Raw genomic sequence first — 15,688 nt, 5'->3', positions numbered from 1 at the left:
GGGAGGTCAGGACACGGTCAGGCTCGTGTCCCCAGGTTGCGTAGTTTTGCGCGCTGACCCGGGCACCCTCCGCGTCCCAGGATCGAGGCATCACGTCGCGGGCCACCGGGCCCGCCCCGGCCCGAGAGGCGACCAGATGCTCGACACCCTGCGTCCCGTCACCGGCAGGCCCCGCCTGCGCCCCGCCGTCGTCGTCCGCGCCTGCACCGCGGTCTGGAACTGGCGCTCGGCCGCACGCTGCCGCACCTCCGACGCCGAGAACCTGTTCGTCACCGGTGCCGACCAGCGCGAGGCCCGCGAGTTCTGCCTGTCCTGCCCGGTCCGCACCGAGTGCCTGGCACACGCCCTGGACCACCGGGTCGAGTTCGGCGTGTGGGGCGGGATGACCGAGCGGGAGCGCCGCGCGCTCCTGCGCCGGCGCCCGGACGTGCGCGACTGGGCCGCGCTGCTCGGGCGAGCGCGCTCCGACCACTACGCCGGACGCAGCAGGAGCGCCTGACCCGATAGCGTCAGGCGCGTGCTCGAGTTCCTGGCCGGCCTCTACCGGACGCACGCCGACGACCTCGCCATGGTGATCGACCGGCAGCGGGAACTCCTCGCCGACGGCACGATCACCCCGCAGCTCGACGACGTCGAGGCCGAGCTGACCTACCTGCTGCTGCGCCACCACCGGCCGTCGCAGGTGGTGGAGGTCGGCACCTACTACGGCTGGTCCACCACCTGGATCCTGTCCGCGCTGCGCGACAACGGGTCCGGTCACCTGCAGTCGTTCGACCTGGTCGACCACGTGTGCGGCACCGTGCCCGAGGAGCTGTCGACCGGGCGCTGGACGTTCCACCGCGGGGACCTGCGCGAGACCGTCGAGAAGGTCCCGGCCGACACGGGCTACCTCTTCGTGGACGCCGACCACGGGCGCCGCTTCGCCCGCTGGTACCTGGAGCACCTGTTCGGGCGGATCGCGACGGGCACCCCGACCAGCGTGCACGACGTGTTCCACCTGCCCCGGGCGCGCCCGTTCACCGAGGGGTCCGAGGTGCTGCGGCACCTGGAACGCAGCGGCACCGGCTGGTTCACCTCCTCGCGCGCGGCGGCGCCGCGGAACCTGCGCGCGCTCGACGCCGTCCGGGCCGAGCTGGGGATCACCGGCGTCCGCGGGACCTCACGCAACCCGATGATCTTCTTCTCGATGCCCTGAGGTCAGCGACCGGGATCGCGCAGGCCCTCGACGAGACCGTCGAGGACCGGTCGGCCTCCGCACGGTCCAGCGCCGACTGGAGGAGCTGGGTGGAGCGCAGGTACGCACGAGGACGGTCGCCGCGTTCGTCGCGACGGCCCGGTCGCTGGAGGCGCTGCCCGCAGGGGACCCGGCCGAGGCCGGTCTGGCCGCGCACCTGCGGGATCTGCTGCCGGCCCTGCGCGCGGTCGGGGTGCTCGAGGTGTTCGCGCCCCGGTCGGCCCGGCTGCGGGCGGCGCTCGGCGTGTCCTGAGCCTCAGCCCGCCGTCGCCGCGGCGCCGGTCTCGGCCTCGCCGGCCAGCAGCGCGCCGACCCGGCGCAGCCCGTCGAGGTCGGCGATGTCGCCGGCCAGCGCGGGGACCCGCGTCACCGACACGCCGGGGTGGGCGGCGGAGAACCGGGTGAGCAGGTGCTCCTCCCGTTCGTGCAGGTCGACGCGGTCGGCGTGCAGCCGCAGCACCGCGGCCGCGATCTGCGACCCCGGCCCGCCGACCTGCTCGGCCGCGGCCCGCGCACGCGCCGCGGAGACCGGCGCGAGCACCGGGTGGGTCCGGTTCAGCACGAGCCCGGCCAGCGGCATGTCCTCCGACGACAGCCGCTCGGTGAAGTACGCCGCCTCGCGCAGCGCGTCCGGCTCCGGCGCGGCGACGACGAGGAACGCCGTCCCCTCCGAGCGCAGCAGCGCGTAGGTCTTCTCGGCCCGCTCGGCGAACCCGCCGAACAAGGTGTCGAAGGCCTGTACGAACGCCGACGCGTCCTGCAGCATCTGCCCGCCGATGATCGACCCGACGGCCTTGGCGAACAACCCGAACCCGGCCTCGACGATCCGGCGCAGCCCGCGGCCACCGGCCCGGGCGGGCGCGGCGAGCAGCCGGATCATGCGTCCGTCGAGGAAGCGGGACATGCGCTGCGGGGCGTCGAGGAAGTCCAGCGCCGAGCGCGACGGCGGCGTGTCGACGACGACGAGGTCCCACGTCCCGGCACCGGCCAGCTGGCCCAGCTTCTCCATCGCCATGTACTCCTGCGTCCCGGAGAAGGAGGAGGAGATCGTCTGGTAGAAGGGGTTCTCGATGATCTTCTGCGCCCGTTCGGGCGGGGCGTGCGACTCCACCATCTCGTCGAAGGTGCGGCGCATGTCCAGCATCATCGCGGCGAGTTCGCCGTCGACGGCCTTCACCGGGGCGGGGTCGTTGGACAGCTCGTCCACCCCGAGGGCCTGGGCCAGGCGGCGCGCCGGGTCGATGGTGAGCACGACGACCTGACGACCGCGCTCGGCGGCGCGCACCGCGAGCGCGGCGGAGGTGGTCGTCTTGCCGACGCCACCCGAGCCGCAGCACACGATGACCCGGGTGCCCGGGTCGTCGATCAGGGCGTCCACGTCCAGCGGGGCGGTCATCGGCGGGCCTCCAGGTGCACACCCTGCGCGGTCATCGACTCGGCCAGCTCGTAGAGCGAGCCGAGGTCCACCCCGCCGAGCAGCGCGGGCAGCGTGAGCCGCGGCAGCGGCGGGGTCGGCTCGGTCTCCAGGCGGCGCAGCGCGGCGGTCTCCCCCTCGACGGCGACGGCGTGCTCCACGGTCTCGGCGACCAGGCCGTCGATCTCGGTGGGGGCCAGCTCGATCCCGGCGCTCTGCAGGCCGTTGCGGATCCGGGTCGCGTCGACCCGCCCGCCCGCGGCGGCGGTGACCGAGCGGTCGGGCAACCACTGCTCGCGCATCCGGTTCACCACGACCGAGCCCAGCGGGATCCCGGCGGCGTCGAGCTCGGCGGCGGCGTCGAGCGTCTCGGTGACGGGCAGGTCCGACAGCAGCGTGACCAGGTGCACCGCGGTGAGCGGGGAGTGGATGAGCGCCTCGACGCCCTTGGCCTGCCCGTGGATCGGCCCGGCCTTGGCCAGGTCGGCCATCGCCCTGGTGACGTCGAGGAACGACACGAGACGGCCGGTGGGCGGCGCGTCGAGGACCACCGCGTCATAGGCGGGGAGACCGTCGGACTCCGTGCGGGTGACGCACTCCTTGGCCTTGCCGGTGAGCAGCACGTCACGCAGGCCGGGGGCGAGCGTCGTCGCGAACTCGATCGCGCCCATCCGGCGCAGCGTCCGCCCGGCCACACCCAGCCGGTAGAACATCTCGAAGTACTCCAGCAGGGCGGCCTCGGCGTCGACGGCCAGCGCCCGCACCTCGCCCCCGCCGGGCGCGACGGCGATCCGGCGCTCCTCGTACGGCAGCGGGGCGGTGTCGAAGACCTGGGCGATGCCCTGGCGACCTTCCACCTCGACGAGCAGCACCCGCTTCCCGCCGCCGGCGAGGGCCAGCGCGAGGGCGGCGGCCACGGTGGTCTTGCCGGTGCCCCCCTTGCCGGACACCACGTGGAACCGCGCGCGGGAGAGCGCGTCGGGCCACGGGTCGGGGCGGGTTCCGGGCTCGGGCCGGACGGTCGTGGTCACGGATCCAGCGTACGAGCGCCCACCGACAGCGGCCCGTCGGCGAGGTGCGTCCCACAACGGACGGGGCGCGTCCCGCGCTCCGGCGGTGGGCGTCCGTCGCAGGGGGACGGCCATCCGTCGCGCCACGACGGTTCGGCGTCGGGTGCCCGGGTTACAGTCCCGCCCATGAGCTCCCCGGTCGTGAAGTGGGAATACCTGACCGCCCCCCTGCTGATCCACAACACCAAGGCGATCCTGGACAACTTCGGCCAGGACGGCTGGGAACTGGTCACGGTGACGAGCGGCGCGAACGCCGAGCAGCTGGTGGCGTTCTTCAAGCGGCCGGTGCAGCAGTGAGCGCACTCGCCCGGCTGAAAGAGCTGGGGCTGACCCTGCCCGCGGTGGCCGCACCGGCCGGCGCCTACATCCCGGCCCGGCGCAGCGGGAACCTCGTGTTCACCGCCGGGCAGGTCCCGTTCGTGGACGGGAAGGTCGCCGCGACCGGCAAGGTCGGGGCCACGGTCACCGCCGAGCAGGCGTACGACCTGGCCCGGATCTGCACGCTGAACGCGCTCGCCGCGATCGACGGGCTGGTCGGCCTCGACAGCGTCACCGGCGTCGTGAAGGTCGTCGGGTTCGTCGCGTCGGACCCCTCGTTCTCCGGCCAGCCCGGCGTGATCAACGGCGCGTCGGACCTGCTCGGCGAGGTGTTCGGCGAGGCCGGGGCACACGCCCGGTCGGCCGTCGGCGTCGCGGTGCTGCCGCTGGACGTGCCGGTCGAGGTGGAGCTGACGGTCGAGGTCGGCGGCTGACATGGATCGGCTCGCCGGGGTCCCGGCCGGTCACGAGCTGCTGCTGCGGCTCGCCGGCCGGTTCCCCGACGAGCTGCTCTGGCGGCTGCGCGACTGGCTGGCCGCCGGGGACACCGCGGCGCTGGGCGCGGTCCTGCCGCGCACGCTGCTGCGGCACCGGATCGGGCTGACCGGGCACGAGCGCACGCTGCTCGCGGAGGTCGTCGGGCCGGACGCGCCGTCGCGGCGCCTGGTCGAGGCGGTGCTGCCCGGCACGCCGCCCGCCCCGCCCGCGTTCACGGCGGGCGAGCCGGACCTCGCCGCGTGGTCGGCGCTGTCGGTCGTGCGCGACGAGGCGTCCGCGCTGCTGCTGGCCGTGCGCGACGACGGCGCCCGCGTGCTGCTCGTGCGTGACGCGCAGCGGCCGCACCTGCTCGCCGCCGCGGTCGCACGGCTGCTGCGCGTCCACGGTGACCGTGTCCCGCGCGTCGAGGCCCTCACCGGCGACGCCCCGACCGAGTACCACGAGGCCGCGTGCACCGCGGCGGCGTCGTTGTGGAGCCGCGAGCCGGTCCCCACCGGCTGACGCGGGACCGCGAAGGAGGCCCCATGTCCGACCCCACGTACCGCTTGCTGCGGGAACTGGCCGGCCGGGTGGACGACGACCTGCTCGCCACCGGACGCGAGCTCGTCGCCGTCGGCGAGGAGGGGCACGCGCTGGAGCTGCTGGTCGCCGAGCTCGTCGCGGGACGGGTGGTGCTGCCGCACGCGGTGCGCTCCGAGCTGGTCGCCGAGGCCGCAGCCCGCCGGGTTCAGCCCGACGCCGACGCCTGCCTGCCGCCCGCCGCGGACGTCGCCACCGGTCCGCACCGGTTCGACGGCGACGGCCCGCCCGGTGCCGCGGAGGCGGTCGCGGCCGCGCTCGCCGGAGTCCCGGTCCCGGAGTCGGGCTGGACGCTGGCCTGGCGCACGACGCCCGCCGGTACCGCCCCCGGTCCGCTGCCGCAGCCGGTGCTGCTGGCCCGCACCGGGTCGCACGGCGCACCCGAGGTCCTGACCTACCAGGCCCAGTCGGCGCTGGCCCGGGCCGGACTGGTCGTGTCGGTCGAGGTCGGCGACGACGGCCCGGACCCCGGCTATCACCGCGCCGCCCGGGAGGTCGCGCGTCCGCTCCCCGCCACTCCGGTCTCCGACGCCGCCGCTCCGTCCCGCGACGACGCCGCCGCTCCGTCCCGGGAGGACGGGTCGGCATCCCTCCCCGGCGACGCACCACGGCCCGCCCCCGACACGTCCCGGTCCCCCCTGGTGGAACCCGGGGGCGGGGGCGGGGTTGCGGACGACGACACGTCCGGCCCGCCGGCCGACCGGGTTCCCGACGACCGGCCCTCCGACCGGGTCGGGCTCCTGTCCTCGGCGACGCCCCCGGCCCCGCGGCCCGACGGGGACGGGATCACGGCGGTCCCCGGACCCGACGCCGTCGAGGACGCACCGGCCGGGCACCGCACCGACAGCTCCCCCGGCGACGTCACCGTCGACTCCTCCGTCGACACGGACGTCCCCGCCTCGGACCCACCGCCCGCACCGGTGCGCATCGACCGCCCCGCGCCACTCGCCGGGAGCCCCGTCACGGAGACCCCGGACCCGGAGGACCGGCCCGGCCGGGTCGCCCCGGAGCCGACGACGGAGGGGGTCGCCGCGACAGCCCCGTCCCCGGGAGCGGCCGCACCCGACATCGGACCGGACCGGGCCCCGGGCGCAGCCACGTCCGGAGCCGGGCCGGACCCGGCCGCGGAGGCCTCCTCCACCGGAACCGGCCACGTCCCGGGCGAGGACGCCACCGGGTCCGGCTCCCCGGCGAGCGCATCCGGCGCGACCGGATCGTCCCCGGAGATCGGCATCTCCGACGAGGCCGCTCCCGGCCCGGGGGCCGGCACTGCCGATCCGGCCACTCCCACCCCGGAGACCGGAACCCCCGACCGGGCCGCTCCCGGTCCAGGCACCGACACGTCCGACAGGGCCGCTCCGGTCCCGGGAACCGGCACGCAGGACGGCGCCGGTCCCGGCCCGGCCGGGCCACGCGGCTCCGCGGCCCGACACGTCGCGGCACCCGTCGAGGGGCAGGACACGGCGCATCCGGCGCCGCGGCCGTCGCCGCCGATCCGGGCGCTGCGGGAGGCCTCCGCGGGCGACTGGTTCGACTCTCCCCCGGAGGGCGACAGCCCGGACCCGACCCCGCCGAGCGGGGTCGGCGAGGTCCCCCGGCACCGGTTCGTCGCCGGCCCCGGAACCGCCGGCAACGGCCACCTCCCCGACGCGAACGGCGCGCACCCCACGATCGCGGTCCGCGGGCCGGTGGCGGGGCCGCCGGAGCGGCGTCCGGCCGGGCCCGCCACGACGCCGGCCGGGCGGCCGTCGGGCCCCTCCGACGAACCGGCCCCACCGCCGGTCGCCCCCGCACCTCCCGGGATCCCGGCGCACCCGGCCACCTCGTCGCCGCCCGCGGCCGGGGTGTCCCCGGCCGCGTCCGTCCCGCCGGTCGTCCCCGCGGACCCGGCCCCGATCGGCCCCCGGGCGGCCCCGCGCGACCTCGGCGTGCCGCTCCGCAGGCGGGCCGGGGAGGGCCGCGCGCCCGCGGGCGGCGGGCCCGGTCCGGTCGTCGGGCGTCCGCCCGTCGGGCCGCCCGCGGCACCGGGACCCGACGAGGCGTCCTGGCTCGCCGACTGGGCCTCCGGTGCCTGGGCCGGGGAGATCCCGCCGCCGGAGACCGCGGCGCGGACCGACCGGAGCGACATCGAGGAGACCGTCCCGGGCACGCCGCACGTCGTCCCCGCCGCGACCGCCACCGTGACCGTCGACGACGACCGCCGCGACGGCGCGGCGCATCCCGCCCACCGTGTGACCACCGGCGACGACCCGGCCCGCCCCACCGCCGGGCCGGCACACCCGGGGCCCGGATCCGACCGGAACCACGTCGGCACGTCGCCCGCCGGGGCCGAGACGAACGGAGCCGCACCGGCCACGGAGGACGTCCCGGCGGACCCGGCCCACGCCGGACCGGCTCCGGACATCCGGGCCGGACTCGACCGCCCCGCAGGCACCGGACCGGCCGGAACCGGGCCCACCGGCCCCCGGCCCCCGGCCGACGAGGCCGACCCCGTCGACGAGGCCCCCACCCCACCTCCGGGCGTCCCGATCCTGCGCGCCCCGACACCCCCGGCCCCGGCCGACGGGGAGCGCCGCCCCCGGCACCTCCTGCTCACCGACGACGAGCCGGACGAGTGGGACGCCACCGAGCGGGACACCACCGGGTGGGACGGCACCGTGGAGGACCCCACGGAACCGGCCGACGTCGTCGCCCCCGCAACGGAGCCCGCCGCACGGGCGACGCAGCACCCCGCGCCGGGTCCGGCGGAGGACCCCACGACGGGGCCCGCGGACGCACCCGCGCCGAGGCCGCGGCCGCGACCCCGCCCCGCCGGGGGCCTGGCCGACCGGCTCACCCCCACCGAACAGGACCTGCTGCAGCGCCTCCACGAGGAGCTCGCCGCCCGCGAGAACGGCGGCGAACCGACCCCGCGCAACGGCACCGCCCGCACCGACCGGGGCTGAGATCCCGGCCGGGCCCGGCGGCCGGTGCGGAGGATCAGCCGACCGCGCGCACGATCCGGTCGATCACCCGCTGCAGGTGCAGCGCCCGTGCGGCGTCCACCGGGAGGTCGGCGCCGGAGTCGATCGCGTCGGCGAGGTCGTCGAGCAGCGCGCCGAAACAGGCGACCGCGTCGGCCGGGCGACGGTCGAGCACGTACCGGCCGCGGCCGTCCTCCCCGAGCCCGCCGACCAGCGCCACCTCGAACTCGGTCGGATCCACCGGGACACGCAGCGACAGCACCACCGAGCTGCGGGCGCCGCCGTCGTGGACGAGGCCGATCCGCCACAGGTCGGGCTCGTCGCGGTGGGCGTGGTCGACGTCGACGACCGGTCCCAGCGCCGCGTCGAGCAGGTCCACGACGTGCGGGCCGACGTCGAGCAGCGCCCCGTGCTCGGCCCGCCACGACGACGCCGCGAACGGCCCGCCGAGCAGCGCCCCGGACAGCCAGCGGGCGGTCGCGGTCGTCCCGGGACCGCCGGCGCCGGCCGGGACCGCGTCGAGCCAGGCCCGGATCGCCGGGTCGAACCGCAGGGTCAGCATCGTCACCGACCGGACGCCCGAGGCCGCGACCGCGGCGGCGGCCCGTTCCGCGGCGGGCAGGTCCGCGGCGAGCGGCTTCTCCAGCACGACGTGCTTCCCGGCGGCCACCACCCGCTCCAGCAGCTCGGCCTGCACGGCGGGCGGGACGGCGAACGCGACGGCGTCGCACGCGTCGAGCAGGTCCTCGACCGAGGCGTGCACCGGACCACCGGAGACCGCGGCGATCCCGGCGGCCGCCTCCGGCCGTCGCGCCCACACCCCGGCCGCCGACCAGCGGGGATGCGCCGCGATGGCGGGGGCGTGCACCTGGCGCGCCCACGGCCCGGCGCCGAGCAGTCCGATACGCATGCGGGCATTCTCACCGCCGACCGGCCCCGATCATGACCTAGGGTCGGCGGCCATGAGCGATGATCCGGCAGCGCAGCCGGTCGAGCCGAGGGCCGCCGCGACCGTCCTGCTGGTCCGCGACGAGCCGGGCACCGGTGACCTGCAGGTCTTCCTGCAGCGGCGGGTGGCCGGGATGGCGTTCGCCGGCGGCATGACCGTGTTCCCCGGCGGCGGGGTCTCCGCCGGTGACGAGCCGGACCCCGCCCGATGGCGCGGACCGGAGCCGGAACGGTTCGGTGCCCGGCTGGCCCAGCCCGCGGACCTGGCCGCCGCGCTGGTGACGGCCGCCGTCCGCGAGACGTTCGAGGAGTGCGGCGTGCTGCTGGCCGCCCCCGCCGGCACCGAGCCCGGCCGGCTGGACGCCGCCGCGACCTGGCGGGACGACCTCGTCGCCCGCCGGATCACGCTGCCGGGGCTGCTCGCGGCGCACGACCTGGAGCTGCGCGCGGACCTGCTGGTCCCGTGGTCCCGCTGGATCACCCCGCCGCGCAACCCGAAGCGCTACGACACCGCGTTCCTCGTCGCCCGCGTGCCGGACGGCCAGGTCGCCGACGACGCCACCACCGAGGCCGTCGAGGCGCGCTGGTGGAGCCCGGCCGAGGCCCTGTCCGGCTACGACGACGGCGACCTCGAGCTGATGCCGCCCACTCTGCGGACCCTGCAGGAGCTGCACCGGCACGACAGCGCGGGCGAGGTGCTGGCCGCCGCCGCGGCGCGCGACATCGAGCCGATCACCCCCGAGGTGCGGCGCGAGGGCAGGGTCGTCACGATCACCCTGCCCGGCGACCCCGACTGGATCTACGAGGAGACGACCCGGTGAGCCACCCGCTCTACGGCGCCCTGCGCGCCGCGCACCCGCTGGCGTCGGTGCTGCTGCAGGACAACCCCGGCCCGATGACCTTGGAGGGCACCAACACCTGGGTCCTCGCGGCCTCGGACGCGCACGACCGGATCGTCGTCGACCCGGGTGAGGACGACGGCACGCACCTGGAGGCGCTGGCCGACGGCACGCCGGTGGCCGCGGTGGTCCTGACCCACCGCCACCACGACCACGCCGGCGGGATCGGCCGGTTCGTCGAGCTGACCGGGGCACCCGTGTTCGCCGCGGACCCGTCGCTGGCGTCGGGGACCACCCCGCTGGTCGACGGCGCCGTCGTCGCCGGTGGCGGGGTCGAACTGGAGGTGCTGACCACCCCCGGCCACACCTCGGACTCGGTGTCGCTGCTGCTGCGCGGCCCCGGCTCCGACGGCGTCGCGCTGCTCTCCGGCGACACCGTGCTCGGCCGCGGCACCACCGTCATCGCCCACCCCGACGGCACCCTCGGGCCCTACCTGGACTCGCTGCGCCGGATCGCGGAGCTGCCCGCGGGCACCCCGGTCCTCCCCGGGCACGGTCCGGAGCTCCCGGACGCCGCCGACACCGCGCGGCACTACCTCGCCCACCGCGAGCAGCGGCTGGAGCAGGTGCGGGCCGCGCTGGAGCGGCTCGGTCCCGACGCCTCGGCACGCGACGTCGTCGAGATCGTCTACGCCGACGTCGACACCTCGCTGTGGGACGCCGCCGAGCTGTCCGTGCGCGCACAGCTGGATCACCTGCGTGGATGAACGGGACCGCACGGAGCGTTGAACCGACACGACCGACCGGCCTAGGGTCCCCGCATCCCGACGGGGCATCGCCGTCCGTCGGCCCCGTTCCGCCCGAAGGAGACCCCGTGCGTCGCACGATCCTGGCCCTGGCCGCCGCGCTGCTGGCCCTCACCACCCTCGTCGGCTGCAGCAGCGGCGGGTCCGACACGCTGCGCGTCGGCACCGAGGGGACCTACAGCCCCTTCAGCTTCCAGGGCCCCGACGGGCAGCTGACCGGCTACGACGTCGAGGTCGCCCGTGCGGTCGGCGCCAAGCTGGGCAAGGAGGTCGAGTTCGTCCAGACCCCGTGGGACTCGATCTTCGCCGCGCTGGAGTCGCAGCGGATCGACCTGGTCGCCAACCAGGTCACCGTCAACGACGAGCGGAAGGCGAGGTACGACCTCTCGACCCCCTACACCGTGTCCGAGGGCGTGATCGTCACCCGCGCCGACGACACCGCGATCCGGACCCTCGCCGACCTGCGGGGCCGCACCACCGCGCAGTCCGCGACCAGCAACTGGGCCGAGGTCGCCCGCGGCGCCGGCGCGAACGTCGAGGCGGTGGAGGGCTTCGTGCAGGCCGTCCAGCTCGTCAAGGACGGCCGGGTCGACGCCACCGTCAACGACAACCTCGCCGTCGGGGAGTACGAGAAGTCGACCGGGGACACGGGCATCAAGGTCGCCGGCACCACCGGGGACACCAGCGAGCAGGCCTTCGCCGCCCGCAAGGACAGCGGCCTGATGCCCGACGTGGACCGGGCGCTGGCCGAGCTGCGGGCCGACGGCACGCTGACGCAGCTGTCCGAGAAGTACTTCGGCAGCGACGTCAGCGGGAAGTAGATGGATCCCGCCACCTGGGAGCTGATCGGCCGCAACCTGTGGCCGATGCTGAGGGCGACGGTCACGATGACCATCCCGCTGACGGCGATCAGCTTCGTCATCGGGCTGGTCCTGGCCCTGTTGCTGGCGCTGGCCCGGATCTCCTCGATCAGACCGCTGTCCTGGCTGGCCCGCGCCTACATCTCGGTGGTGCGCGGCACGCCGCTGCTGGTCCAGCTGTTCATCGTGTTCTACGCGCTCCCGCAGCTCGGGCTGGTGATCGACCCGTTCCCGTCCGCGGTGATCGCGTTCAGCCTCAACGTCGGCGGCTACGCGGCCGAGGTCATCCGGGCGGCGATCCTGTCCATCCCGAAGGGACAGTGGGAGGCCGCGCAGACCATCGGCATGGGGTACCCGACGACGCTGCGACGCGTGATCCTCCCCCAGGCCGCGCGCACCGCCGTCCCACCGCTGTCGAACACGCTGATCTCGCTGGTCAAGGACACCTCGCTGGCCTCGACCATCCTGGTGACCGAGCTGCTGCGGGTCGCCCAGCTGGCCGCGGCGCCGACGTTCGACTTCTTCGCCCTCTACGGCGTGGCCGCGGTGTACTACTGGATCGTCTGCCTGATCCTCTCGTCCGTGCAGGTACGGGTGGAGACGCGGCTGGAGAGGTACGTGGCGCGATGAGCGACCTGCTGACCGTCCGGGGCCTGCGGAAGTCCTTCGGGACGCTGGAGGTCCTGCGCGACATCGGGTTCGACGTCCCGGCCGGGACCGTCACCGCGGTGATCGGGCCGTCCGGTTCGGGCAAGACGACGGTGCTGCGTGCCCTGAACGCGCTGGACCGGGCCGACGCCGGGGTGATCACCATCGGCGACCTGGCCGTCGACTTCGGCGCCCCCGTCGACCGGTCCACGCTGGCCCGGTTCCGGTCCCGGACCGCGATGGTGTTCCAGTCGCACAACCTGTTCCCGCACCGCACCGTCCTGGAGAACGTCATCGAGGGCCCGGTGATCGTGCAGCGGCGCCCCCGGGCCGACGCGACCGCCGACGCCCGGCGGCTGCTGGACCAGGTGGGGCTGGCCGAGAAGGCCGACCAGTACCCGTACCAGCTCTCCGGCGGCCAGCAGCAGCGCGTCGGGATCGCCCGCGCGCTGGCCCTCGACCCGCAGCTGATGCTGTTCGACGAGCCCACCTCGGCGCTGGACCCCGAGCTCGTCGGCGACGTCCTGCGGGTCATCAAGGACCTGGCGACGGCGGGCCGGACGATGGTCATCGTCACCCACGAGATCCGCTTCGCCCAGCAGGTCGCCGACCAGGTCCTCTTCGTCGACGGCGGGGTGGTGGCCGAGTCCGGTCCGCCGTCGCGGGTGCTGGTCGAGCCGGAACGACCCCGCACCCGGCAGTTCCTGAAGCGGATCCTCGACCCGATCTAGACCCCGGGCGGGGCGCCGTCGGAGTCGCCGTGGGCGTCGACCCACTCCTCACGGAACCGGCGCAGGAACTCCTCCAGGGCCGCGTGCCGCCGCTCGCCCATCTCGCGGCCGGCGGCGGTGCGCAGCTCGCCGCGCAGCCGCAGCAGCTTCTCGTGGAAGTGGGCGACGACCGAGCCGGTCGGCCCGGACCGGTAGCCGTCGGTCGCGACGCCCGCGTCCGGGTCCCACAGGGGCTCGCCGATCGCGCCGCCGTAGGCGAACGCGCGGGCGATGCCGGTGGCGCCCATCGCGTCGAGCATGTCGGCGTCGTGCAGGCAGGCCGCGATCCGGTCCGCCGTGGGCGCCGACACCGCCGCGGAGAAGGAGTACCGGCCGGTGGCCTCGACGGCGTCGAGCACCGGGTCCCACAGCTGCTCGGCGACCCCGCCGCGACGCAGCGCGTCCCGGGCGTCGTCGCGGACCTCCGCGGGGGCGACGACGCGGCCGAGCCGGGCCTCGGCGGCCCGGTGGTGGTCGTGCACATAGGCGGCGACGGCGGCGACGAACCCGTCCAGGCCCTCCCGCACCGCGAGCCGGGCCGACAGCCCGGCGACCCGGTCGAGGTGCCCGAGATCGTGCGCGACGTCCGCGCCGGCCATGTCGCCGGCGACGACGTCGCGCAGCCGCCGCAGCTCCCCGGCGCCGCTCACGCCCGGCTCCCGGCCGCGACGACGCGGGGCTCGGTGTCGGCGACCGATCCGCGGCGCAGCCACAGCAGCCCCGCGACGAGCAGCCCCAGGGCGCCGCCCGTCGCGTATCCGCCCGGCCCGACGAGGTCGATCATGACGCCGGACAGGGCCTGCCCGACCGAGACCCCGAGCACCGCGGCCATCACCATCCAGTTGAACGCCTCGGTCGCCGACCCCGCCGGAGCGGTCTGCTCGACGCCGAGGGAGTGCGCGGTGACCTGCGGGGTGATCAGCGCGCCGGCGACCATCATCACCACGGCCAGCAGCACCAGCGAGCCGAGCGGGGAGACGAGCCCCATCGCCGTCACCAGGACGGCGAAGCCGGCGAGCAGGACCGGCAGCCGCAGATGCAACGGCCGCGGCCAGGGCCGCATCCCGTAGAGCACCCCGGTCAGCACCGAGACCACCGACCAGAGCGAGAGCAGGACCCCGCCGGCGGCGGGCGAGCCGGCGAACGCGGTCGCGGCGATCACGCCGACCTCGGCGGTCCCCGCCACCAGCCCGAACCCGAGCGACGCCAGCGCCACCGTCCGCAGCCCGGGGCGCCGGAACACCCCGAGCAGCCCGGCCTCGACCGGCAGCGACCCGTCGGCGCGCTCGGCGCGGATGCGGGCCGAGCGGCGTCGTACGGCGGCGGTCAGCGCGAACCAGGTGGTACCGACGATCTCCGCGGTCGCCGCGACGACGAGCGCGGTGCCCGGCCACGGCGTCGCCACCACCAGCACCGCGGCCAGCGCGGGACCCATGATGAAGAAGATCTCGAGGCTGATCGCCTCGTAGGTGTAGGCGGCCTCGCGGCGCGGCCCGGGCGGGGTCAGGTCCGACCACAGCGCCCGCGACGATCCCTCGAACGCCGGCGTCGCGAGCCCGGTGACGACCGCGACCGCGACGGTGAGCGGCAGCGCCGCCCGGTACTCGATGCTCAGCACCAGCCCGGTGACGCACAGCAGGTAGACCGCGACGAGCACCAGCATCGGCCGGGTCGGGCCCAGCCGGTCCAGCACCCGCCCCTGCACGACCGTGCCGACCGCGGTCCCGACCAGCAGCGCCGCGGAGACCGCTCCGGCGACGGCGTAGGAGCCGTGGACCTCACGGACGTAGAGCAGCGTGGCGAGACTGTGCATCGCGATCGGGAACCGACCGAGGACGGAGGCACAGACCGGCGCGGCCGCCCCGGGGGTGCCCAGGGCGGCGCGGTAGTCGGAGAGAGCGGCGGGCACGCCCCAGCATCACATGATCTGGGACGCCCGTACCAGAGAATTCAGCGCGCGCGCCGCGCGAGCCGCTCCGGCTCCAGGATCAGCACGCTCTTGCCCTCGAGACGCAGCCAGCCACGGTGCGCGAAGTCGGCGAGCGCCTTGTTCACGGTCTCGCGGGAGGCGCCGACGAGCTGGGCGATCTCCTCCTGCGTGAGGTCGTGGGTGACCCGCAACAGCCCCGACTCCTGGGAGCCGAACTGGCGCGCGAGCTGCAGGAGCGACTTCGCCACACGGCCCGGCACGTCGGTGAAGATCAGGTCGGCGAGCATGTTGTTGGTGCGGCGCAGGCGACGGGCCAGCACGCGCAGCAGCTGCTCGGCGATCTCCGGACGCTTGCCGATCCACTCCCGCAGCGCGCTGCGGTCCATGGTGTAGCAGCGCACCTCGGTGACCGCGGTCGCCGACGACGTGCGCGGGCCCGGGTCGAAGATCGACAGCTCGCCGAACATGTCCGACGGGCCGGCCACCATGAGCAGGTTCTCCCGGCCGTCGGGGGACTTCCGGCCGAGCTTCACCTTCCCGCCCGACACGATGTAGAGGCGGTCACCGGGCTCACCTTCGGAGAAGATGACCTGCCCGCGGGAGAACTCGGCAGTCTCCAGAGCTTCGGCCAGCGCCTCGGCGGCCTGGGGCTCCACACCTTGGAAGATCCCTGCCCGGATCAGAACCTCGTCCACTGCAATGCTCCTCGTTCACCGGCCGTATCGTCACGGCGGGTCGTCGGCGCGTCAGTGTAGAGGTCTTCGCCACACACGTGCGCACCACTGGCCCGATCGGATTGACATCCGATCGG

Annotated in this window: 17 protein-coding genes; 11 read left to right on the top strand and 6 right to left on the bottom strand. The window is 75.8% G+C overall.

Going from position 1 to position 15,688, the window contains the following annotated elements:
- Positions 1-136 precede the first annotated feature (136 nt).
- Together DMP15_RS03620 and DMP15_RS03615 are read left to right on the top strand one after the other, a co-directional pair.
- Positions 137-499: a WhiB family transcriptional regulator gene (locus DMP15_RS03620; RefSeq protein ID WP_083658695.1), complete on the top strand. Its 363-nt coding sequence runs from the start codon at positions 137-139 to the stop codon at positions 497-499.
- 18 nt (positions 500-517) lie between these two features.
- Positions 518-1,195 carry a class I SAM-dependent methyltransferase gene (locus DMP15_RS03615; protein ID WP_253069165.1) on the top strand — a complete coding sequence of 226 codons (678 nt, stop codon included), beginning with the start codon at positions 518-520 and terminating at the stop codon, positions 1,193-1,195.
- 295 nt (positions 1,196-1,490) lie between these two features.
- Here DMP15_RS03615 and DMP15_RS03610 read toward each other — a convergent pair whose 3' ends face one another.
- Together DMP15_RS03610 and DMP15_RS03605 are read right to left on the bottom strand one after the other, a co-directional pair.
- The gene (locus DMP15_RS03610; protein ID WP_100879014.1) at positions 1,491-2,630 is read right to left on the bottom strand and encodes an ArsA family ATPase; all 1,140 of its coding nucleotides are present in this window, start codon (positions 2,628-2,630) and stop codon (positions 1,491-1,493) included.
- The gene (locus DMP15_RS03605; RefSeq protein WP_073576021.1) at positions 2,627-3,679 is read right to left on the bottom strand and encodes an ArsA-related P-loop ATPase; all 1,053 of its coding nucleotides are present in this window, start codon (positions 3,677-3,679) and stop codon (positions 2,627-2,629) included. The genes DMP15_RS03610 and DMP15_RS03605 overlap by 4 nt, the downstream gene beginning before the upstream one ends.
- 165 nt (positions 3,680-3,844) lie before the next feature.
- On the opposite strand from DMP15_RS03605, the gene DMP15_RS03600 reads away from it, so the two are divergent.
- Genes DMP15_RS03600 through DMP15_RS03585 form a run of 4 tightly spaced genes read left to right on the top strand, consistent with a single transcriptional unit; the run spans position 3,845 to position 8,058 of the window.
- Positions 3,845-4,015 (top strand): DUF4177 domain-containing protein, encoded by a 171-nt coding sequence (locus tag DMP15_RS03600; protein WP_139282840.1) that lies wholly within the window; start codon positions 3,845-3,847, stop codon positions 4,013-4,015.
- Complete coding sequence (locus tag DMP15_RS03595) at positions 4,012-4,470, top strand: RidA family protein (protein WP_073576022.1); 459 nt, start codon at positions 4,012-4,014, stop codon at positions 4,468-4,470. Before DMP15_RS03600 ends, DMP15_RS03595 begins: the two co-directional genes overlap by 4 nt.
- A 1-nt stretch (position 4,471) precedes the next feature.
- Positions 4,472-5,035, top strand: a complete 564-nt coding sequence (locus DMP15_RS03590; protein ID WP_073576023.1) for a hypothetical protein — start codon at positions 4,472-4,474, stop codon at positions 5,033-5,035.
- Positions 5,036-5,058: 23 nt separating this feature from the next.
- Entirely contained in the window at positions 5,059-8,058 is a 3,000-nt protein-coding gene (locus tag DMP15_RS03585) for a hypothetical protein (protein WP_337825442.1), read from the top strand.
- Between the two features lie 34 nt (positions 8,059-8,092).
- Here the strand turns inward: DMP15_RS03585 and DMP15_RS03580 are convergent, their stop codons facing one another.
- Positions 8,093-8,986 (bottom strand): Gfo/Idh/MocA family protein, encoded by an 894-nt coding sequence (locus DMP15_RS03580; protein ID WP_073576025.1) that lies wholly within the window; start codon positions 8,984-8,986, stop codon positions 8,093-8,095.
- Between the two features lie 52 nt (positions 8,987-9,038).
- Between DMP15_RS03580 and DMP15_RS03575 the strand changes: the two genes are divergently transcribed.
- The 5 genes from DMP15_RS03575 (at position 9,039) to DMP15_RS03555 (ending at position 12,908) form a co-directional block, all read left to right on the top strand.
- Entirely contained in the window at positions 9,039-9,845 is an 807-nt protein-coding gene (locus DMP15_RS03575) for an NUDIX hydrolase (protein ID WP_083658696.1), read from the top strand.
- Positions 9,842-10,630 (top strand): MBL fold metallo-hydrolase, encoded by a 789-nt coding sequence (locus tag DMP15_RS03570; protein WP_100879021.1) that lies wholly within the window; start codon positions 9,842-9,844, stop codon positions 10,628-10,630. The genes DMP15_RS03575 and DMP15_RS03570 overlap by 4 nt, the downstream gene beginning before the upstream one ends.
- A 107-nt stretch (positions 10,631-10,737) precedes the next feature.
- On the top strand, positions 10,738-11,490 hold the full coding sequence (locus DMP15_RS03565) for an amino acid ABC transporter substrate-binding protein (RefSeq protein WP_337825441.1): 753 nt from the start codon (positions 10,738-10,740) through the stop codon (positions 11,488-11,490).
- A complete protein-coding gene (locus tag DMP15_RS03560; RefSeq protein ID WP_062398750.1) occupies positions 11,491-12,159 on the top strand; it encodes an amino acid ABC transporter permease in 669 nt (222 codons plus the stop codon).
- Positions 12,156-12,908 (top strand): amino acid ABC transporter ATP-binding protein, encoded by a 753-nt coding sequence (locus DMP15_RS03555; RefSeq protein WP_073576029.1) that lies wholly within the window; start codon positions 12,156-12,158, stop codon positions 12,906-12,908. Before DMP15_RS03560 ends, DMP15_RS03555 begins: the two co-directional genes overlap by 4 nt.
- On the opposite strand, the gene DMP15_RS03550 is transcribed toward DMP15_RS03555, so the two are convergent.
- Genes DMP15_RS03550 through DMP15_RS03540 form a run of 3 tightly spaced genes read right to left on the bottom strand, consistent with a single transcriptional unit; the run spans position 12,905 to position 15,572 of the window.
- Complete coding sequence (locus DMP15_RS03550; RefSeq protein ID WP_073576030.1) at positions 12,905-13,597, bottom strand: HD domain-containing protein; 693 nt, start codon at positions 13,595-13,597, stop codon at positions 12,905-12,907. The genes DMP15_RS03555 and DMP15_RS03550 overlap by 4 nt on opposite strands.
- Positions 13,594-14,856 carry an MFS transporter gene (locus DMP15_RS03545; RefSeq protein WP_073576031.1) on the bottom strand — a complete coding sequence of 421 codons (1,263 nt, stop codon included), beginning with the start codon at positions 14,854-14,856 and terminating at the stop codon, positions 13,594-13,596. Before DMP15_RS03545 ends, DMP15_RS03550 begins: the two co-directional genes overlap by 4 nt.
- 41 nt (positions 14,857-14,897) lie before the next feature.
- The gene (locus tag DMP15_RS03540) at positions 14,898-15,572 is read right to left on the bottom strand and encodes a Crp/Fnr family transcriptional regulator (protein ID WP_020628211.1); all 675 of its coding nucleotides are present in this window, start codon (positions 15,570-15,572) and stop codon (positions 14,898-14,900) included.
- Positions 15,573-15,688: the final 116 nt, after the last annotated feature.

This window comes from Pseudonocardia sp. UM4_GMWB1 (genome assembly GCF_017312155.1).
In the GTDB taxonomy this organism is placed as follows: Bacteria; Actinomycetota; Actinomycetes; order Mycobacteriales; family Pseudonocardiaceae; genus Pseudonocardia; species Pseudonocardia alni.
This window is presented reverse-complemented; position numbering and strand designations above follow the sequence as displayed.